The sequence below is a fragment of the Staphylococcus sp. FSL W8-0056 genome (assembly GCF_037963075.1).
Taxonomy (GTDB): domain Bacteria; phylum Bacillota; class Bacilli; order Staphylococcales; family Staphylococcaceae; genus Staphylococcus; species Staphylococcus aureus.
Map to the genome: position 1 here is coordinate 449,859 of NZ_CP150142.1, position 19,728 is coordinate 469,586.

Below are 19,728 nucleotides of genomic sequence, written 5' to 3' on the forward strand. Positions count from 1 at the left end.
TGGCGTTGTTATATTTAAATCTATAATTATGTTCAATTTAAACATGCAATAATGATTAAAAAATATGACATGTTAAACACAATGTAAGCTATTATGATGTGAAAATAGTAGCATTGCATTTTAGAAACATAGAGCGATATAATGAATATAAGTTTTTTAAAATTTCAGTTAATTCTAAGGAGGTTGTTTTTATTATGAAAGAACAACTTAATCAACTATCAGCATATCAGCCTGGTTTATCTCCAAGGGCATTGAAAGAAAAGTATGGCATTGAAGGAGATTTATATAAACTTGCATCAAATGAAAATTTGTATGGACCATCGCCTAAAGTTAAAGAAGCGATATCAGCACATTTAGATGAGTTATATTATTATCCTGAAACAGGATCACCGACATTAAAAGCGGCGATTAGTAAACATTTAAATGTAGATCAATCACGCATTTTATTTGGTGCGGGATTAGATGAAGTTATATTAATGATTTCTAGAGCAGTATTAACGCCAGGGGATACTATTGTTACAAGTGAAGCGACATTCGGTCAATATTATCACAATGCGATTGTTGAATCAGCTAATGTGATACAAGTACCTTTAAAAGATGGTGGCTTCGATTTAGAAGGTATTTTAAAAGAAGTTAATGAAGATACGTCATTGGTATGGTTATGTAATCCAAATAATCCTACAGGTACATATTTTAATCATGAGAGCTTAGATTCGTTTTTATCTCAAGTACCTCCACATGTACCAGTAATTATAGATGAAGCTTATTTTGAATTTGTGACAGCAGAGGACTACCCGGATACACTTGCTTTGCAACAAAAATATGACAATGCTTTCTTATTACGTACATTTTCAAAGGCGTATGGATTAGCGGGTTTACGTGTAGGATATGTGGTAGCAAGTGAACATGCGATTGAAAAATGGAACATCATTAGACCACCATTTAATGTGACACGTATATCTGAATACGCAGCAGTTGCAGCACTTGAAGATCAACAATATTTAAAAGAGGTAACACATAAAAATAGTGTTGAACGCGAAAGATTTTATCAATTACCTCAAAGTGAGTATTTCTTGCCAAGTCAAACGAATTTTATATTTGTAAAAACAAAGCGGGTAAATGAACTTTATGAAGCACTTTTAAATGTAGGGTGTATTACGCGACCATTTCCAACTGGTGTTAGAATTACAATTGGTTTTAAAGAACAAAATGATAAAATGTTAGAAGTTTTATCAAATTTTAAATACGAATAGTAAGTGGGGAGTGTGACAGAAATGATATTTTCTCAAAATTTATTTCGTCGTCCCACCCCAACTTGCATTGCCTGTAGAATTTCTTTTCGAAATTCTCTGTGTTGGGGCCCCTGACTAGAATTGAAAAAAGCTTGTTACAAGCGCATTTTCGTTCAGTCAACTACTGCCAATATAACTTTGTAGAGCATTGAACATTGATTTATGTCTCAAGCTCAATGCAGTGTGAATGATGAGGTGAGAGTATTCAGTGTAAAAAGCAACAATAGATGATATTGTTTTGTATCAATTGCTTTTTTGCTATACTGAATCAATACTGATATTTTGAGGAGAAGATTAAAATGACCCGTAAATCAATCGCGATTGATATGGATGAAGTATTGGCAGATACATTAGGAGAAATCATTGATGCTGTCAATTTTAGAGCGGATTTAGGTATTAAAATGGAAGCTTTGAATGGTCAAAAACTTAAACATGTTATTCCTGAACATGATGGATTAATTACAGAAGTATTGAGAGAACCAGGCTTCTTCAGACATCTTAAAGTGATGCCACATGCACAAGAAGTTGTGAAAAAATTAACTGAACATTATGATGTATATATTGCTACAGCAGCAATGGATGTACCAACATCATTTAGTGATAAATATGAATGGTTACTAGAGTTCTTTCCATTTTTAGATCCTCAGCATTTTGTTTTTTGTGGTAGAAAAAACATCGTTAAAGCTGATTATTTAATAGATGACAATCCTAGACAGCTTGAAATTTTTACTGGTACACCGATTATGTTTACAGCAGTGCATAATATTAATGATGATCGATTTGAACGCGTAAATAGCTGGAAAGATGTAGAACAGTATTTTTTAGATAATATTGAGAAATAAAATATATCACTTGAAAAATTTCATGTAGAAAAGATGATGGATAGGCTATAAAGTAATTGTGACTGAGATGAACTTTTATGTCTTAGACACTACAACACTATATTGGCAGTAGTTGACTGCGGGGCCCCAACATAGAGAAATTGGATTCCCAATTTCTACAGACAATGCAAGTTGGCGGGGCCCCAACATAGAGAAATTGGAACGCCAATTTCTACAGACAATGCAAGTTGGGGTGGGCCCCAACATAAAGAAATACTTTTTCTTTAGAAATTAGTATTTCTTATGGGAGTGGGACATAAATCAATGTTCTATGCTCTACGAAGTTATATTGGCAGTAGTTGACTGAACGAAAATGCGCTTGTAACAAGCTTTTTTCAATTCTAGTCAACCTTGCCGGCGGGGCCCCAACACAGAGAAATTGGATTCCCAATTTCTACAGACAATGCAAGTTGGGGTGGGACGACGAAATAAATTTTGCGAAAATATCATTTCTGTCCCACTCCCTCCTATTTTTAAGTACACATTAGCTTTGACTAATGATAAAGAATCGCTACATAATCAATCATTAGTCGTTCTTTATCATTTCCGTCCCGCTCTCAATAAATGTTAGTCTATCTCATTATTATAAATCGGATGAATGTGTTAATCTATGGCAGATTACACGTCATCCGATTTTTTATAGAATTTGAAAAAGACGCATAAACCACTATGATTTAAAATACAACATCAATCATTTTAGTGGCATGCGCCAAAATTATATGTCTGTTTTTGAAACAGGGTAATAGCTTAAAGCTAATAAAAACGAATATAAGGTGCGTTGAATCTTATGATTACACTCCAAACCTAATATAATATCGGGTCAAGATCATTCCGGATGCTTACAAATCATTGACAGTAAGTAACTGAATAGCATTTGGTATAACCTCAATATCAATAGGTGTTTCTAATGAAATTTCGCCATCAATATCAACTTTCATTGCTGGATCTGTTGTAAGTGAAATCTTTTTACCAGGTATATGCTCAATACCTTGAGTAATTTCATTCCAATTCATGCTATCACGCTTTTTAAAAATATCATTTAAAATACTGAAACTTTGTTCATTAAAAATGAAAGTGTTCAGTTCACCATCTTGAGGAGACAAATCAGTCAATGGTATACGACTACCACCAATGAATGGACCATTTGCTGTTAGTATCATGGTCGTTTCGCCAGAATATGTCTTATCATCTATTGATAATTGATAATTAAATTGTGTTGGATTTAGCAGTGTTTTGACAGTTGATCCAATATAACTCAATTTACCAAATATATCTTTTGAACCATCTTGTACGTTTTCAGCGTTTTGAACAATGAGACCTAAGCCAACAAAGTTGAGTGCATATTGATTATTTATTTTAATTACATCGTATGTACCAACTTGTGCAGAAATCATTTGTTCACTAGCTTGTTTATGATTAGGTGCTATATTTAGCGTTTTTGTAAAATCATTAAAAGTACCGCCTGGTAAAATGCCAATAGGGAGTTGAAGGTCATGTGACATAACACCATTTATAAGTTCGTTAACCGTGCCATCACCGCCAAGAATAAATAATATATCTACATCTTTTGCATAGTTTTTAGTTTTGATTTCTTGGCAATATTTAATAATGTCACCTTCGTTTTCACTCAATTGAATAGAAAGATGCTTACAAATTGAACTTAATGCTGTTGTAACTTCCCCAATACCTTGATTAATATTTTTTAATCCACTGTGTTCATGGTAAAAGAGGACACCATGTGTATATTTATTTTCCATAGTTTAGCCTACTTTCTAAAAATTGGTTCATTAAATATATATACCCACTTTTAATTGTTAATACCAAAAATATGTTTTTAAATAGAGAAAATGGTAATAACTGACATTGATGTCTATAGAGTGGGACGAGAAAATATAGTTATAGCTGTCTATAACGAGCATATTAAGCTTTTATTTATACTGATATCTTGAATTTAATTAATAGAAACCTATAAAAAAACAGTAAGCCATTTAAATGACTTACTGTTTTTTGAATTAGGCCAACAATATTAACGTATACCTTTCATCGCTTTGATGATTAAAGGTGAGAATGCTAATACAATTGTTGTAACAATAATTGCAACAACACCTAGGAAAATAAAGTAATTTGTTTGACCTAGTGGTTCTATTAACTTAACTAAAGTACCATTGATTGCTTGTGCAGAAGCGTTAGTTAAGTACCAAATACTCATCATTTGGGCATTAAATGCTTTAGGTGCTAACTTAACAGCAGCACTATTACCCGTTGGTGATAAGCATAGCTCACCGATAACACAAATAATGTACGATAAAATAACCCAGTTAACTGAGAAGTTTGATGAACCTGATGCATAACCTACAATACCAATTAGTATGTATGACGCACCTGCTAAGAACGTACCAATTGCAAATTTTACTGGCAGGCTAGGTTGTTTAGTTCCAAGCTTTTGCCATAAAAGTGAAATAATTGGAGCTAATAATAAAATAAATAATGGGTTAATTGATTGGAAGATCGCTTCACCAAAGTTTGTTTTCCAACCAAATAAGTTTAATTTCATATCTGAATGTTCAATTCCATATATGTTTAATACATTAGACCCTTGTTCTTGAATAGCCCAGAACACCATTCCAAGAATAAATAATGGAATAAATGCTTTAACACGAGAACGTTCAGTATCAGTGACATCTTTACTTCTAATAATTAAAGTGAAGTAAATGATTGGTAATGCAATACCTAATACTAAAACAGTATTACTAACTAAGTTAAATGATAATGAGTTAGTTAATGCACCAATAACGATAATTAATACAATTGCTAAGACAACACTTCCGATAATAAGACCATACTTTTTCTTTTCAGCTGGTGTCAATGGGTTAGTAGGTTTCATACCAACGCTACCTAAGTTTTTGCGGTTGAAAAGTACATACCATACTAAACCTAATGCCATACCAACTGCTGCAATCAAGAATCCGCCGTGGAAGTTTTTAACATTAACAAAGTGTTGCAAAATAATAGGTGATAATAATGCACCCATATTAACTGACATATAGAAAATAACAAAACCTGCATCCATACGTCTATCATTTTCAGGATATAAACGGCCAACGATATTTGAAATGTTTGGCTTCATTAAACCTGAACCAATAATGATGAAGAACATTGATGTGAATAAGCCGATTAATGCAAATGGTAAGCTTAAACAAATATGTCCGATAATAATAAAGACTGCACCTAATAAAGTAGCGCCTCTAGTGCCTGTAATTCTGTCAGCAATCCATCCGCCTGGTATTGATGTCATATAGATTAATGAACCATAAACTGACATAATTGACATAGCTGTTGTTTTATCAATTCCAAGGCCATTATCTGTTACGGCAAAGTACATGTAGAAAATGAGTAGGGCACGCATGCCATAATAACTAAACCTTTCCCAGAACTCTACAAAGAAGAGTACGCCTAGTCCTCGAGGATGCCCGAAAAATCCTGTTTGAGGTATGTCTTGAATTTGATTTCCATGGGAGTTTTGTTGTGTCATGTATACATCCCATCCTTTCTTCCCCTAATACAATAGTTTAAGTAAATTTGATTGTGCCTTATCAACTAAATATTCCAACAAATCACAAAAAAATAAAAATATTGAGAATATTCTGTTATTAAGCGCGCACAATTAATTAGAGATAATATAAAAATATACTTATTGACGTTAAAGTGCAATAGGTTTCTATAAAAATGTTGTTTAATTCGTGTACTAATATTCTTTTGGTGTACTTTGGTATAAAATGTTATTTTAATGTAACCTATTATGTATGCTAAATGAAAAACACACCAATAAGTTAGGAAAATCAACTTATTGGTGTGTTTATTAAATGATACATTTAACGATTATCTATTTTTTCGGGATATAAATCATGATTCATCAAACGATGCTCAGCCATTTTTTCATATTTAGAATTTGGACGTCCATAGTTTGTATAAGGATCAATAGAAATTCCACCACGTGGTGTGAACTTGCCCCAGACTTCAATATAATGTGGGTCCATAAGCTCTATCAAATCATTCATAATAATATTCATACAATCTTCGTGAAAATCACCGTGATTTCTGAAACTAAATAAGTATAATTTCAAAGATTTTGATTCAACCATTTTAACATTTGGAATATATGAAATATAGATAGTTGCAAAATCTGGTTGCCCAGTAATTGGACATAATGATGTAAATTCTGGACAGTTGAATTTTACGAAATAGTCACGACCTTGATGCTTATTATCAAACGATTCTAATACATCAGGACGATAGTCAAAATTGTAAGTATTGTCTTGATTTCCTAATAAAGTTATATCTTGTAATTCATCTTGTTGACGGCCATGTGCCATATAAAGCGCTCCTTTAAATTTATTTTTTTATTATTTTGGCGTCTCGGCGTGCTTTTTCAAACATGTAATAACTTGCACCGATAATAACGACGTAACCTAATGTTGCATAGAAATCTGGAGATTCTCCGAATAGAACAAATCCAAGTATTGCTGTGAAAATTATAGATGCATACGTAAAAATAGAAATATCTTTTGCTGCTGCAAAACTATATGCTAAAGTAACACCAATTTGACCCACAGCGGCAGCTAAGCCAGCCCCTAATAGATAAAGTATTTGCATCTGACTCATTGGTTCATAAGTATATGCAGTGAAAGGTATTAAAACGATGACAGAAAATAAGGAGAAGTAAAATACTATAGTATATGGTGCTTCTCTTGAACTAAGTGCTCGAACACATGTATATGCTGATGCTGCAAAAATACCTGAGAATAAGCCAGCTAATGATGGAATCATAGATGATGAAAATTCAGGTTTCACTATTAAAAGCATACCTAAAATAGCAATTATCATTGCTGTAATTTGATACTTCCTTACCTTTTCATGTAAGAAAACAATGCTTAATAAAATCGTCCAGAAAGGATTGAGTTTCATTAATGAATCGGCATCACTAAGTACCATATGATCAATGGCATAAATATTTAACAATACACCAATAAGTCCAAGTGTTGATCGTGTTATTAATAAGGGTTGACTTGAAAGTCTGCCAAACATTGGCTGATGGTATTTATATAAAAAAAATAATGGAATAAACATTGCTACTAAGTTTCGTGCTAATGATTTTTGAAAAACAGGAAGGTCACCTGCAAGTCTGAAAAACACTGACATAAAACTGAAACCAATAGCCGAAATTAAAATGGCAATGATACCTTTTACTTTAGGATTCAATTTTATCGCCTCTTTTATATAAAATTAACGTATTTATATTAGCATAAAACAACATGTTGTGCATAAATAGTTGAAATTTACTATAAAAAGACTATAATAGACTGTACCGAACAAACGTTCTGTGTTTATTTGTCGGAATAATAGGGCATTACACTTTTATGAATGTTTGTGTTATTACATAAAACAAATATCAATTCAGTATCAAGCTAATAAGCTTTTTCTTGATTTCTGTTGATACAATTGAGATTGACACAGATTTAAAAAAATCAAGTGATATCTACTAAAAAATTTTTTTAAATTTGTTCAAGTTTTTCTAATTTAGTATTGGTGCCTAGTTGGAACGTTTTACGAACATTCGATTAGAAAATGGCACTTTAAATCATAGTGTGTCTTATGTATAATGAAACACATAATATAGTGTTGGTGAAACGAAAAAGACACAATATCTTGTGTTTTGTATGCAAATGCTTTATTTATGAAGAAATTACATTTAAAAGTAATTTAACACAGAAATTTAATAGTTATTATCAATTAATAGTCATATTTTTAGAAAATGTACTGAGCAAATGGAAGATATCCAATGATGTAAATACTACATATAGTGATTTTTATACATTCAACCCATATAAGCTACTATTTTCTCAAATATAAATCTATGCAATTGGTTTACATTTGAGAAAATAAGTAGCTTCATTATAGTTAATACAATGCTGAGATAACCATAGTAACCATGTTGTTAAAGCATTTTTTAATTGGAATGACTACTTTATTTAAAAGGGTTGAAGAAAGAAGGTGATCCAATGAAAATAATATATTTTTCATTTACTGGAAATGTCCGTCGTTTTATTAAGAGAACAGAACTTGAAAATACGCTTGAGATTACAGCAGAAAATTGTATGGAACCAGTTCATGAACCGTTTATTATCGTTACTGGCACTATTGGATTTGGAGAAGTACCAGAACCCGTTCAATCTTTTTTAGAAGTTAATCATCAATACATCAGAGGTGTGGCAGCTAGCGGTAATCGAAATTGGGGACTAAATTTCGCAAAAGCGGGTCGCACGATATCAGAAGAGTATAATGTCCCTTTATTAATGAAGTTTGAGTTACATGGAAAAAACAAAGACGTTATTGAATTTAAGAACAAGGTGGGTAATTTTAATGAAAACCATGGAAGAGAAAAAGTACAATCATATTGAATTAAATAATGAGGTCACTAAACGAAGAGAAGATGGATTCTTTAGTTTAGAAAAAGACCAAGAAGCTTTAGTAGCTTATTTAGAAGAAGTAAAAGACAAAACAATCTTCTTCGATACTGAAATCGAGCGTTTACGTTATTTAGTAGACAACGATTTTTATTTCAATGTGTTTGATATTTATAGTGAAGCGGATCTAATTGAAATCACTGATTATGCAAAATCAATCTCGTTTAATTTTGCAAGTTATATGTCAGCTAGTAAATTTTTCAAAGATTACGCTTTGAAAACAAATGATAAAAGTCAATACTTAGAAGACTATAATCAACACGTTGCCATTGTTGCTTTATACCTAGCAAATGGTAATAAAGCACAAGCTAAACAATTTATTTCTGCTATGGTTGAACAAAGATATCAACCAGCGACACCAACATTTTTAAACGCAGGCCGTGCGCGTCGTGGTGAGCTAGTGTCATGTTTCTTATTAGAAGTGGATGACAGCTTAAATTCAATTAACTTTATTGATTCAACTGCAAAACAATTAAGTAAAATTGGGGGCGGCGTTGCAATTAACTTATCTAAATTGCGTGCACGTGGTGAAGCAATTAAAGGAATTAAAGGCGTAGCGAAAGGCGTTTTACCTATTGCTAAGTCACTTGAAGGTGGCTTTAGCTATGCAGATCAACTTGGTCAACGCCCTGGTGCTGGTGCTGTGTACTTAAATATCTTCCATTATGATGTAGAAGAATTTTTAGATACTAAAAAAGTAAATGCGGATGAAGATTTACGTTTATCTACAATATCAACTGGTTTAATTGTTCCATCTAAATTCTTCGATTTAGCTAAAGAAGGTAAGGACTTTTATATGTTTGCACCTCATACAGTTAAAGAAGAATATGGTGTGACATTAGACGATATCGATTTAGAAAAATATTATGATGACATGGTTGCAAACCCAAATGTTGAGAAAAAGAAAAAGAATGCGCGTGAAATGTTGAATTTAATTGCGCAAACACAATTACAATCAGGTTATCCATATTTAATGTTTAAAGATAATGCTAACAGAGTGCATCCGAATTCAAACATTGGACAAATTAAAATGAGTAACTTATGTACGGAAATTTTCCAACTACAAGAAACTTCAATTATTAATGACTATGGTATTGAAGACGAAATTAAACGTGATATTTCTTGTAACTTGGGCTCATTAAATATTGTTAATGTAATGGAAAGCGGAAAATTCAGAGATTCAGTTCACTCTGGTATGGACGCATTAACTGTTGTGAGTGATGTAGCAAATATTCAAAATGCACCAGGAGTTAGAAAAGCTAACAGTGAATTACATTCAGTTGGTCTTGGTGTGATGAATTTACACGGTTACCTAGCAAAAAATAAAATTGGTTATGAGTCAGAAGAAGCAAAAGATTTTGCAAATATCTTCTTTATGATGATGAATTTCTACTCAATCGAACGTTCAATGGAAATCGCTAAAGAGCGTGGTATCAAATATCAAGACTTTGAAAAGTCTGATTATGCTAATGGCAAATATTTCGAGTTCTATACAACTCAAGAATTTGAACCTCAATTCGAAAAAGTACGTGAATTATTCGATGGTATGGCTATTCCTACTTCTGAGGATTGGAAGAAACTACAACAAGATGTTGAACAATATGGTTTATATCATGCATATAGATTAGCAATTGCTCCAACACAAAGTATTTCTTATGTTCAAAATGCAACAAGTTCTGTAATGCCAATCGTTGACCAAATTGAACGTCGTACTTATGGTAATGCGGAAACATTTTACCCTATGCCATTCTTATCACCACAAACAATGTGGTACTACAAATCAGCATTCAATACTGATCAGATGAAATTAATCGATTTAATTGCGACAATTCAAACGCATATTGACCAAGGTATCTCAACGATCCTTTATGTTAATTCTGAAATTTCTACACGTGAGTTAGCAAGATTATATGTATATGCGCACTATAAAGGATTAAAATCACTTTACTATACTAGAAATAAATTATTAAGTGTAGAAGAATGTACAAGTTGTTCTATCTAACAATTAAATGTTGAAAATGACAAACAGCTAATCATCTGGTCTGAATTAGCAGATGATTAGACTGCTATGTCTGTATTTGTCAATTATTGAGTAACATTACAGGAGGAAATTATATTCATGATAGCTGTTAATTGGAACACACAAGAAGATATGACGAATATGTTTTGGAGACAAAATATATCTCAAATGTGGGTTGAAACAGAATTTAAAGTATCAAAAGACATTGCAAGTTGGAAGACTTTATCTGAAGCTGAACAAGACACATTTAAAAAAGCATTAGCTGGTTTAACAGGCTTAGATACACATCAAGCAGATGATGGCATGCCTTTAGTTATGCTACATACGACTGACTTAAGGAAAAAAGCAGTTTATTCATTTATGGCGATGATGGAGCAAATACACGCGAAAAGCTATTCACATATTTTCACAACACTATTACCATCTAGTGAAACAAACTACCTATTAGATGAATGGGTTTTAGAGGAACCCCATTTAAAATATAAATCTGATAAAATTGTTGCTAATTATCACAAACTTTGGGGTAAAGAAGCTTCGATATACGACCAATATATGGCCAGAGTTACGAGTGTATTTTTAGAAACATTCTTATTCTTCTCAGGTTTCTATTATCCACTATATCTTGCTGGTCAAGGGAAAATGACGACATCAGGTGAAATCATTCGTAAAATTCTTTTAGATGAATCTATTCATGGTGTATTTACCGGTTTAGATGCACAGCATTTACGAAATGAACTATCTGAAAGTGAGAAACAAAAAGCAGATCAAGAAATGTATAAATTGCTAAATGACTTGTATTTAAATGAAGAGTCATACACAAAAATGTTATACGATGATCTTGGAATCACTGAAGATGTGCTAAACTATGTTAAATATAATGGAAACAAAGCACTTTCAAACTTAGGCTTTGAACCTTATTTTGAGGAACGTGAATTTAACCCAATCATTGAGAATGCCTTAGATACAACAACTAAAAACCATGACTTCTTCTCAGTAAAAGGTGATGGTTATGTATTAGCATTAAACGTAGAAGCATTACAAGATGATGACTTTGTATTTGACAACAAATAACAATTAAATTAAAAGACCTTCACATGTAAAGGGAAATAGCGATTCGTTTCGTCTTGTCTCCTACATGTTGAAGGTCTTTTCTCTATGCTTAAAAGCGTATGCATATTTTGAAAAAGTAAAAATTGTATTTAATGATGTCAATGAGGCTAGAAAGTATACAAGATATTGCATTACAAAAGGGTGTTCTATTTTACTTTAAGCAAACAAAATACACATTCCGAAAAATTAAATTTCAGTTTAATTGCAAATATCAATAAAATTGACACTAAATTATTTGAAAGGCTATTGAAATTATGGTCAAAAAACGCTACTATTAATGAGAAATATTATCAATGATAATGATTATCATTAATTTAAAGGGAGAAAAATTTGTAATGAAGTATTTATTAAAGGGAAATATTTTGCTTCTATTACTAATATTGTTGACAATTATTTCGTTGTTCATAGGTGTGAGTGAACTATCAATTAAAGATTTACTACATTTAACTGAATCACAGCGGAATATTTTATTCTCAAGCCGAATACCAAGGACGATGAGTATTTTAATTGCTGGAAGTTCGTTGGCTTTAGCAGGCTTGATAATGCAACAAATGATGCAAAATAAGTTTGTTAGTCCGACTACAGCTGGAACGATGGAATGGGCTAAACTAGGTATTTTAATTGCTTTATTGTTCTTTCCAACCGGTCATATTTTATTAAAACTAGTATTTGCTGTTATTTGCAGTATTTGCGGTACGTTTTTATTTGTTAAAATCATTGATTTTATAAAAGTGAAAGATGTCATTTTTGTACCGCTTTTAGGAATTATGATGGGTGGGATTGTTGCAAGTTTCACAACCTTCATCTCATTGCGCACGAATGCTGTTCAAAGCATTGGTAACTGGCTTAACGGGAACTTTGCCATTATCACAAGTGGACGCTATGAAATTTTATATTTAAGTATTCCTCTTTTAGCATTGACATATCTTTTTGCTAATCATTTCACGATTGTAGGAATGGGTAAAGACTTTACTAATAATTTAGGTTTGAGTTACGAAAAATTAATTAACATCGCATTGTTTATTACTGCAACTATTACAGCATTGGTAGTGGTGACTGTTGGAACATTACCGTTCTTAGGACTAGTAATACCAAATATTATTTCAATTTATCGAGGTGATCATTTGAAAAATGCTATCCCTCATACGATGATGTTAGGTGCCATCTTTGTATTATTTTCTGATATAGTTGGCAGAATTGTTGTTTATCCATATGAAATAAATATTGGTTTAACAATAGGTGTATTTGGAACAATCATTTTCCTTATCTTGCTTATGAAAGGTAGGAAAAATTATGCGCAACAATAATAAAAAAATAATGCTTTTAATTGCAGTAACGTTATTAATTAGTATGCTGTACTTATTTGTAGGTATTGATTTTGAAATATTTGAATATCAATTTTCAAGTCGTTTAAGAAAGTTCATATTAATTATTTTAGTAGGTGCTGCCATTGCAACTTCAGTGGTGATTTTTCAAGCGATTACAAATAACCGTCTATTGACACCATCAATAATGGGGTTAGATGCAGTTTATTTATTTATCAAAGTATTGCCAGTCTTTTTATTTGGAATTCAATCGGTATGGGTTACTAATGTATATTTGAACTTTATATTAACACTTATAACGATGGTGTTATTCGCACTAATCCTATTCCAAGGTATCTTTAAAATTGGACATTTTTCAATTTATTTTATCTTACTTATTGGTGTCCTTTTAGGAACATTTTTTAGAAGCATAACAGGTTTTATTCAACTGATTATGGATCCTGAGTCATTTTTAGCAATACAAAGTAGTATGTTTGCTAATTTTAATGCTTCTAATTCGAATTTAGTTACTTTCTCAGCAGTGCTATTAGTAATCTTATTAGTCATTACAATTTTACTATTGCCTTATTTAGATGTATTGCTTTTAGGTCGTGCTGAAGCAATTAATCTTGGGATATCGTATGAAAAATTAACGCGAATTCTACTTGTAATAGTCTCAGTTTTAGTTTCTGTGTCAACTGCATTAGTAGGACCAATTACATTTTTAGGTTTATTAACTGTAAATCTAGCGCATGAACTAATGAAGACGTATGAACATAAGTATATTTTAATTGCGACAATTTGCTTGAGTTGGATTAGTTTATTTAGTGCGCAATGGGTAGTTGAAAATGTGTTTGAAGCTACGACAGAAATGAGTATACTTATTGATTTGATTGGTGGAAGTTATTTCATTTATCTATTAGTTAGAAGGAGAAATGCGCAATGATTCAAGTTGAAAATTTAACTAAAACTATAAATAATCAAATGATATTGGAAGATATTAGCATAGATATCGAAAAAGGTAAATTGACTTCTTTAATTGGACCTAATGGTGCGGGTAAGAGTACTTTACTTTCAGCGATATGTAGGTTAATTCGTTTTGATAACGGTGAAGTGAAAATAGATGGACAGCTCATGTCTGATTATAAAAATAATGACTTGTCGAAAAAAATATCTATATTAAAACAAACAAACCATACTGAAATGAATATTACGGTAGAGCAGTTGGTAAACTTTGGACGATTCCCTTATTCTAAAGGTCGTTTGACGAAAGAGGATCATGATATTGTCAATGATGCGCTAGATTTGTTGCAACTACAAGATATCAGAAATCGTAATATTAAGTCATTATCTGGTGGACAACGTCAGCGTGCATACATTGCAATGACAATAGCACAAGATACTGAATATATTTTGCTAGATGAACCATTAAATAATTTAGATATGAAGCATGCTGTTCAAATTATGCAAACGTTAAAAATGTTAGCGCATAAAATGAATAAAGCGATTGTCATTGTGTTACATGATATTAACTTTGCGTCCTGTTATTCAGATCAGATTGTAGCATTGAAAAACGGACAACTAGTTAAGTCAGATTTGAAAGATAATGTCATTCAAAGTAGTGTTTTAAGTGATTTATATGACATGAATATTCAAATTGAACATATAAGAAATCAAAGGATTTGTTTATATTTTAAGTATTGATAATTTGGAGACACTTTAAAGGGGTGATGCGCCAATTAAAGAAGGGTTAAACGTAAAGCATTTATTTATATTTCACATCAAGCACACAGATTAAGCCAAAAGAGGAGAATATTATATTATGAAGAAAACAGTCTTATATTTAGTATTAGCAGTAATGTTTTTATTAGCGGCATGCGGTAACAATTCTGATAAAGAACAATCAAAATCAGAAACTAAAGGTTCTAAAGATACAGTAAAAATTGAAAATAACTATAAAATGCGTGGCGAGAAAAAAGATGGTAGTGACGCTAAAAAAGTTAAAGAAACTGTTGAAGTACCAAAAAATCCTAAAAATGCAGTTGTGTTAGACTATGGCGCATTAGATGTAATGAAAGAAATGGGCTTATCAGATAAAGTAAAAGCATTACCTAAAGGGGAAGGCGGTAAGTCATTACCGAATTTCTTAGAATCATTTAAAGATGATAAATATACAAACGTTGGTAATTTAAAAGAAGTGAATTTTGATAAAATTGCTGCGACGAAACCCGAAGTAATCTTTATCTCTGGACGTACAGCTAATCAAAAGAATTTAGATGAATTCAAAAAAGCTGCACCTAAAGCGAAAATTGTTTATGTTGGTGCAGATGAAAAGAACTTAATTGGTTCAATGAAACAAAACACTGAAAATATCGGTAAAATTTACGATAAAGAAGATAAAGCTAAAGAATTAAATAAAGATTTAGATAACAAAATTGCTTCAATGAAAGATAAAACGAAAAACTTCAATAAAACTGTTATGTATTTACTAGTTAACGAAGGTGAATTATCAACATTTGGACCTAAAGGTCGTTTTGGTGGATTAGTTTACGATACATTAGGATTCAATGCAGTTGATAAAAAAGTAAGTAATAGCAATCATGGACAAAATGTTTCTAACGAATATGTTAATAAAGAAAATCCAGATGTTATTTTAGCGATGGATAGAGGTCAAGCGATAAGTGGTAAATCAACTGCGAAACAAGCATTAAATAATCCTGTATTAAAAAATGTTAAAGCAATTAAAGAAGACAAAGTATATAATTTAGATCCTAAATTATGGTACTTTGCAGCTGGATCAACTACAACTACAATTAAACAAATTGAGGAACTTGATAAAGTTGTAAAATAATTTTAAAAGAGGGGAACAATGGTTAAAGGTCTTAATCATTGCTCCCCTCTTTTCTTTAAAAAAGGAAATCTGGGACGTCAATCAATGTCCTAGACTCTAAAATGTTCTGTTGTCAGTCGTTGGTTGAATGAACATGTACTTGTAACAAGTTCATTTCAATACCAGTGGGCTCCAAACATAGAGAAATTTGATTTTCAATTTCTACTGACAATGCAAGTTGGCGGGGCCCAAACATAGAGAATTTCAAAAAGGAATTCTACAGAAGTGGTGCTTTATCATGTCTGACCCACTCCCTATAATGTTTTGACTATGTTGTTTAAATTTCAAAATAAATATGATAGTGATATTTACAGCGATTGTTAAACCGAGATTGGCAATTTGGACAACGCTCTACCATCATATATTCATTGATTGTTAATTCGTGTTTGCATACACCGCATAAGATTGCTTTTTCGTTAAATGAAGGCTCAGACCAACGCTTAATGGCGTGCTTTTCAAACTCATTATGGCACTTATAGCATGGATAGTATTTATTACAACATTTAAATTTAATAGCAATAATATCTTCTTCGGTAAAATAATGGCGACAGCGTGTTTCAGTATCGATTAATGAACCATAAACTTTAGGCATAGACAAAGCTCCTTAACTTACGATTCCTTTGGATGTTCACCAATAATGCGAACTTCACGATTTAATTCAATGCCAAATTTTTCTTTGACGGTCTTTTGTACATAATGAATAAGGTTTTCATAATCTGTAGCAGTTCCATTGTCTACATTTACCATAAAACCAGCGTGTTTGGTTGAAACTTCAACGCCGCCAATACGGTGACCTTGCAAATTAGAATCTTGTATCAATTTACCTGCAAAATGACCAGGCGGTCTTTGGAATACACTACCACATGAAGGATACTCTAAAGGTTGTTTAGATTCTCTACGTTCTGTTAAATCATCCATTTTAGCTTGTATTTCAGTCATTTTACCAGGAGCTAAAGTAAATGCAGCTTCTAATACAACTAAGTGTTCTTTTTGAATAATGCTATTACGATAATCTAACTCTAATTCTTTTGTTGTAAGTTTAATTAACGAGCCTTGTTCGTTTACGCAAAGCGCATAGTCTATACAATCTTTAACTTCGCCACCATAAGCGCCAGCATTCATATACACTGCACCACCAATTGAACCTGGAATACCACATGCAAATTCAAGGCCAGTAAGTGCGTAATCACGAGCAACACGTGAGACATCAATAATTGCAGCGCCGCTACCGGCTATTATCGCATCATCAGATACATCGATATGATCTAGTGATAATAAACTAATTACAATGCCGCGAATACCACCTTCACGGATAATAATATTTGAGCCATTTCCTAAATATGTAACAGGAATCTCATTTTGATAGGCATATTTAACAACTGCTTGTACTTCTTCATTTTTAGTAGGGGTAATATAAAAGTCGGCATTACCACCTGTTTTAGTATAAGTGTATCGTTTTAAAGGTTCATCAACTTTAATTTTTTCATTTGGGATAAGTTGTTGTAAAGCTTGATAGATGTCTTTATTTATCACTTCTCAGTACATCCTTTCTCATGTCTTTAATATCATATAGTATTATACCAATTTTAAAATTCATTTGCGAAAATTGAAAAGAAAGTATTAGAATTAGTATAATTATAAAATACGGCATTATTGTCGTTATAAGTATTTTTTACATAGTTTTTCAAAGTATTGTTGCTTTTGCATCTCATATTGTCTAATTGTTAAGCTATGTTGCAATATTTGGTGCTTTTTTGTATTGAATTGCAAAGCAATATCATCATTAGTTGATAAGAGGTAATCAAGTGCAAGATAAGATTCAAATGTTTGGGTATTCATTTGAATGATATGTAGACGCACCTGTTGTTTTAGTTCATGAAAATTGTTAAACTTCGCCATCATAACTTTCTTAGTATATTTATGATGCAAACGATAAAACCCTACATAATTTAAGCGTTTTTCATCTAAGGATGTAATATCATGCAAATTTTCTACACCTACTAAAATATCTAAAATTGGCTCTGTTGAATATTTAAAATGATGCGTACCGCCAATATGTTTTGTATATTTTACTGGGCTGTCTAAGAGGTTGAATAATAATGATTCAATTTCAGTGTATTGTGATTGAAAACAATTAGTTAAATCACTATTAATGAATGGTTGAACATTTGAATACATGATAAACTCCTTTGATATTGAAAATTAATTTAATCACGATAAAGTCTGGAATACTATAACATAATTCATTTTCATAATAAACATGTTTTTGTATAATGAATCTGTTAAGGAGTGCAATCATGAAAAAAAATGTTATTATCGCTGTTTTAGCGATTTTATTTGTAGTAATAAGTGCTTGTGGTAATAAAGAAAAAGAGGCACAACATCAATTTACTAAGCAATTTAAAGATGTTGAGCAAAAACAAAAAGAATTACAACATGTCATGGATAATATACATTTGAAAGAAATTGATCATCTAAGTAAAACTGATACAACTGATAAAAATAGTAAAGAATTTAAGGCACTACAAGAAGATGTTAAAAACCATCTCATACCTAAATTTGAAGCATATTATAAGTCAGCAAAAAATTTGCCTGATGATACAATGAAAGTTAAGAAATTAAAAAAAGAATATATGACGCTTGCAAATGAGAAGAAGGATGCGATATATCAATTAAAAAAATTCATAGGTTTATGTAATCAATCTATCAAGTATAACGAAGACATTTTAGATTATACGAAACAATTTGAAAAAAATAGATACAAAGTTGAATCAGAAATTAAATTAGCTGATAATAAAAGTGAAGCAACTAATCTTACGACAAAATTAGAACATAATAATAAAGCGTTAAGAGATACTGCGAAGAAGAACCTAGATGATAGTAAAGAAAATGAAGTAAAAGGCGCGATTAAAAATCACATTATGCCAATGATTGAAAAACAAATTACCGATATTAACCAAACTAATATTAGTGATAAGCATGTTAATAATGCAAGGAAAAACGCAATAGAAATGTATTACAGTCTGCAGAACTATTATAATACACGTATTGAAACAATAAAGGTTAGTGAGAAGTTATCAAAAGTCGATGTAGATAAGTTGCCGAAAAAGGGTATAGATATAACTCACGGCGATAAAGCCTTTGAAAAAAAGCTTGAAAAATTAGAAGAAAAATAACTATAATCATTTTTCAAAGTTAAAAATTTTGAATTTATGGTTAACATGTCAACTTACTATGTGTATAATGGTAAACATTGATATTAACTATATGTATAAAAATGTCACGCAGATGCTATTTAAATGTGATAAATATTTTTAGAGGTGAATAGAGTGGCTATAAAGCTAAGTTCAATTGACCAATTTGAACAGGTTATTGAGGAAAATAAATATGTTTTTGTATTAAAACATAGTGAAACTTGTCCAATATCGGCAAATGCGTACGATCAATTTAATAAATTTTTATATGAACGCGATATGGACGGTTATTATTTGATTGTCCAACAAGAACGCGATTTGTCAGATTATATTGCTAAAAAAACGAACGTTAAACATGAATCACCTCAAGCATTTTATTTTGTAAATGGTGAAATGGTTTGGAATCGAGACCACGGTGATATCAATGTGTCGTCATTAGCACAAGCAGAAGAATAATGAAACTATAGGTTGGAACATTTTGCCTTACACTACTAGACGTGAATAGCACAACTT

General features: G+C 31.5%; 21 protein-coding genes. 13 read left to right on the forward strand and 8 right to left on the reverse strand.

Translation table 11 applies throughout. The features are described 5' to 3' along the window. The first annotated feature begins 194 nt into the window (after nt 1-194). On the forward strand, nt 195-1,253 hold the full coding sequence (gene hisC, locus NSS86_RS02275) for a histidinol-phosphate transaminase (RefSeq protein WP_000663030.1): 1,059 nt from the start codon (nt 195-197) through the stop codon (nt 1,251-1,253). Between the two features lie 338 nt (nt 1,254-1,591). Continuing rightward, nucleotides 1,592-2,134, forward strand: a complete 543-nt coding sequence (locus NSS86_RS02280) for a 5'-3'-deoxyribonucleotidase (RefSeq protein ID WP_000197262.1) — start codon at nt 1,592-1,594, stop codon at nt 2,132-2,134. An 878-nt stretch (nt 2,135-3,012) separates the two neighbouring features. On the opposite strand, the gene NSS86_RS02285 is transcribed toward NSS86_RS02280, so the two are convergent. Beyond that, complete coding sequence (locus NSS86_RS02285) at nt 3,013-3,930, reverse strand: diacylglycerol kinase family protein (protein ID WP_000429006.1); 918 nt, start codon at nt 3,928-3,930, stop codon at nt 3,013-3,015. A 90-nt stretch (nt 3,931-4,020) separates the two neighbouring features. Between NSS86_RS02285 and NSS86_RS02290 the strand changes: the two genes are divergently transcribed. After that, nucleotides 4,021-4,122: a hypothetical protein gene (locus NSS86_RS02290; protein ID WP_031760357.1), complete on the forward strand. Its 102-nt coding sequence runs from the start codon at nt 4,021-4,023 to the stop codon at nt 4,120-4,122. Nucleotides 4,123-4,199: 77 nt separating this feature from the next. Here the strand turns inward: NSS86_RS02290 and NSS86_RS02295 are convergent, their stop codons facing one another. From NSS86_RS02295 to NSS86_RS02310, 4 genes are all read right to left on the reverse strand, one after another. Beyond that, nucleotides 4,200-5,705 carry a peptide MFS transporter gene (locus NSS86_RS02295; RefSeq protein WP_000193751.1) on the reverse strand — a complete coding sequence of 502 codons (1,506 nt, stop codon included), beginning with the start codon at nt 5,703-5,705 and terminating at the stop codon, nt 4,200-4,202. Nucleotides 5,706-5,770: 65 nt separating this feature from the next. Next, nucleotides 5,771-6,016, reverse strand: coding sequence for a hypothetical protein (locus NSS86_RS02300; RefSeq protein WP_001788366.1), 246 nt, complete (start codon nt 6,014-6,016; stop codon nt 5,771-5,773). Nucleotides 6,017-6,045: 29 nt separating this feature from the next. Next, the gene (queF, locus tag NSS86_RS02305) at nt 6,046-6,546 is read right to left on the reverse strand and encodes a preQ(1) synthase (RefSeq protein WP_000930014.1); all 501 of its coding nucleotides are present in this window, start codon (nt 6,544-6,546) and stop codon (nt 6,046-6,048) included. Nucleotides 6,547-6,565: 19 nt separating this feature from the next. Then, complete coding sequence (locus NSS86_RS02310) at nt 6,566-7,432, reverse strand: DMT family transporter (protein WP_001068501.1); 867 nt, start codon at nt 7,430-7,432, stop codon at nt 6,566-6,568. Nucleotides 7,433-8,232: 800 nt separating this feature from the next. Between NSS86_RS02310 and nrdI the strand changes: the two genes are divergently transcribed. From nrdI to NSS86_RS02350, 8 genes are all read left to right on the forward strand, one after another. Then, entirely contained in the window at nt 8,233-8,631 is a 399-nt protein-coding gene (gene nrdI / locus NSS86_RS02315) for a class Ib ribonucleoside-diphosphate reductase assembly flavoprotein NrdI (protein WP_000692521.1), read from the forward strand. After that, on the forward strand, nt 8,594-10,699 hold the full coding sequence (gene nrdE / locus NSS86_RS02320; RefSeq protein WP_000855514.1) for a class 1b ribonucleoside-diphosphate reductase subunit alpha: 2,106 nt from the start codon (nt 8,594-8,596) through the stop codon (nt 10,697-10,699). Before nrdI ends, nrdE begins: the two co-directional genes overlap by 38 nt. Nucleotides 10,700-10,816: 117 nt before the next feature. Next, the gene (nrdF, locus tag NSS86_RS02325; RefSeq protein WP_000562498.1) at nt 10,817-11,788 is read left to right on the forward strand and encodes a class 1b ribonucleoside-diphosphate reductase subunit beta; all 972 of its coding nucleotides are present in this window, start codon (nt 10,817-10,819) and stop codon (nt 11,786-11,788) included. Between the two features lie 180 nt (nt 11,789-11,968). Beyond that, nucleotides 11,969-12,124: a hypothetical protein gene (locus NSS86_RS02330; RefSeq protein WP_000499195.1), complete on the forward strand. Its 156-nt coding sequence runs from the start codon at nt 11,969-11,971 to the stop codon at nt 12,122-12,124. A gap of 38 nt (nt 12,125-12,162) precedes the next feature. Then, the gene (locus tag NSS86_RS02335) at nt 12,163-13,134 is read left to right on the forward strand and encodes an ABC transporter permease (RefSeq protein ID WP_000876318.1); all 972 of its coding nucleotides are present in this window, start codon (nt 12,163-12,165) and stop codon (nt 13,132-13,134) included. Beyond that, nucleotides 13,121-14,077, forward strand: coding sequence for an iron chelate uptake ABC transporter family permease subunit (locus NSS86_RS02340; protein WP_001245577.1), 957 nt, complete (start codon nt 13,121-13,123; stop codon nt 14,075-14,077). Before NSS86_RS02335 ends, NSS86_RS02340 begins: the two co-directional genes overlap by 14 nt. Then, entirely contained in the window at nt 14,074-14,835 is a 762-nt protein-coding gene (locus NSS86_RS02345; RefSeq protein WP_339302326.1) for an ABC transporter ATP-binding protein, read from the forward strand. Before NSS86_RS02340 ends, NSS86_RS02345 begins: the two co-directional genes overlap by 4 nt. Before the next feature lie 118 nt (nt 14,836-14,953). Then, the gene (locus tag NSS86_RS02350) at nt 14,954-15,982 is read left to right on the forward strand and encodes a siderophore ABC transporter substrate-binding protein (protein ID WP_000754443.1); all 1,029 of its coding nucleotides are present in this window, start codon (nt 14,954-14,956) and stop codon (nt 15,980-15,982) included. Between the two features lie 316 nt (nt 15,983-16,298). Here NSS86_RS02350 and NSS86_RS02355 read toward each other — a convergent pair whose 3' ends face one another. The 3 genes from NSS86_RS02355 to NSS86_RS02365 form a co-directional block, all read right to left on the reverse strand. After that, complete coding sequence (locus NSS86_RS02355) at nt 16,299-16,613, reverse strand: CHY zinc finger protein (RefSeq protein WP_001127269.1); 315 nt, start codon at nt 16,611-16,613, stop codon at nt 16,299-16,301. Nucleotides 16,614-16,630: 17 nt separating this feature from the next. After that, nucleotides 16,631-17,554 carry a UDP-N-acetylmuramate dehydrogenase gene (gene murB / locus NSS86_RS02360; protein WP_000608433.1) on the reverse strand — a complete coding sequence of 308 codons (924 nt, stop codon included), beginning with the start codon at nt 17,552-17,554 and terminating at the stop codon, nt 16,631-16,633. Between the two features lie 126 nt (nt 17,555-17,680). After that, nucleotides 17,681-18,199, reverse strand: a complete 519-nt coding sequence (locus NSS86_RS02365) for a GrpB family protein (RefSeq protein ID WP_000287207.1) — start codon at nt 18,197-18,199, stop codon at nt 17,681-17,683. Nucleotides 18,200-18,318: 119 nt separating this feature from the next. Here NSS86_RS02365 and NSS86_RS02370 point away from each other — a divergent pair, with 119 nt between their 5' ends. Both NSS86_RS02370 and ytxJ read left to right on the forward strand, forming a co-directional pair. Further along, nucleotides 18,319-19,197, forward strand: a complete 879-nt coding sequence (locus NSS86_RS02370; protein WP_064126507.1) for an EMYY motif lipoprotein — start codon at nt 18,319-18,321, stop codon at nt 19,195-19,197. Between the two features lie 153 nt (nt 19,198-19,350). Next, complete coding sequence (gene ytxJ / locus NSS86_RS02375; protein ID WP_000985617.1) at nt 19,351-19,671, forward strand: bacillithiol system redox-active protein YtxJ; 321 nt, start codon at nt 19,351-19,353, stop codon at nt 19,669-19,671. The last annotated feature ends 57 nt before the right edge of the window (nt 19,672-19,728 follow it).

What these genes read in the sequence shown, in the direction of transcription:
- NSS86_RS02340 (WP_001245577.1), top strand. Translation starts at nt 13,121, where the DNA reads ATGCGCAACAATAATAAAAAAATAATGCTTTTAATTGCAGTAACGTTA.
- NSS86_RS02290 (WP_031760357.1), top strand. Translation starts at nt 4,021, where the DNA reads ATGGTAATAACTGACATTGATGTCTATAGAGTGGGACGAGAAAATATA.
- hisC (WP_000663030.1), top strand. Translation starts at nt 195, where the DNA reads ATGAAAGAACAACTTAATCAACTATCAGCATATCAGCCTGGTTTATCT.
- NSS86_RS02335 (WP_000876318.1), top strand. Translation starts at nt 12,163, where the DNA reads ATGAAGTATTTATTAAAGGGAAATATTTTGCTTCTATTACTAATATTG.
- NSS86_RS02365 (WP_000287207.1), bottom strand. Translation starts at nt 18,199, where the DNA reads ATGTATTCAAATGTTCAACCATTCATTAATAGTGATTTAACTAATTGT.
- NSS86_RS02355 (WP_001127269.1), bottom strand. Translation starts at nt 16,613, where the DNA reads ATGCCTAAAGTTTATGGTTCATTAATCGATACTGAAACACGCTGTCGC.
- nrdF (WP_000562498.1), top strand. Translation starts at nt 10,817, where the DNA reads ATGATAGCTGTTAATTGGAACACACAAGAAGATATGACGAATATGTTT.
- NSS86_RS02295 (WP_000193751.1), bottom strand. Translation starts at nt 5,705, where the DNA reads ATGACACAACAAAACTCCCATGGAAATCAAATTCAAGACATACCTCAA.
- nrdI (WP_000692521.1), top strand. Translation starts at nt 8,233, where the DNA reads ATGAAAATAATATATTTTTCATTTACTGGAAATGTCCGTCGTTTTATT.
- queF (WP_000930014.1), bottom strand. Translation starts at nt 6,546, where the DNA reads ATGGCACATGGCCGTCAACAAGATGAATTACAAGATATAACTTTATTA.
- NSS86_RS02285 (WP_000429006.1), bottom strand. Translation starts at nt 3,930, where the DNA reads ATGGAAAATAAATATACACATGGTGTCCTCTTTTACCATGAACACAGT.
- NSS86_RS02345 (WP_339302326.1), top strand. Translation starts at nt 14,074, where the DNA reads ATGATTCAAGTTGAAAATTTAACTAAAACTATAAATAATCAAATGATA.
- NSS86_RS02370 (WP_064126507.1), top strand. Translation starts at nt 18,319, where the DNA reads ATGAAAAAAAATGTTATTATCGCTGTTTTAGCGATTTTATTTGTAGTA.
- NSS86_RS02280 (WP_000197262.1), top strand. Translation starts at nt 1,592, where the DNA reads ATGACCCGTAAATCAATCGCGATTGATATGGATGAAGTATTGGCAGAT.
- nrdE (WP_000855514.1), top strand. Translation starts at nt 8,594, where the DNA reads ATGAAAACCATGGAAGAGAAAAAGTACAATCATATTGAATTAAATAAT.
- NSS86_RS02350 (WP_000754443.1), top strand. Translation starts at nt 14,954, where the DNA reads ATGAAGAAAACAGTCTTATATTTAGTATTAGCAGTAATGTTTTTATTA.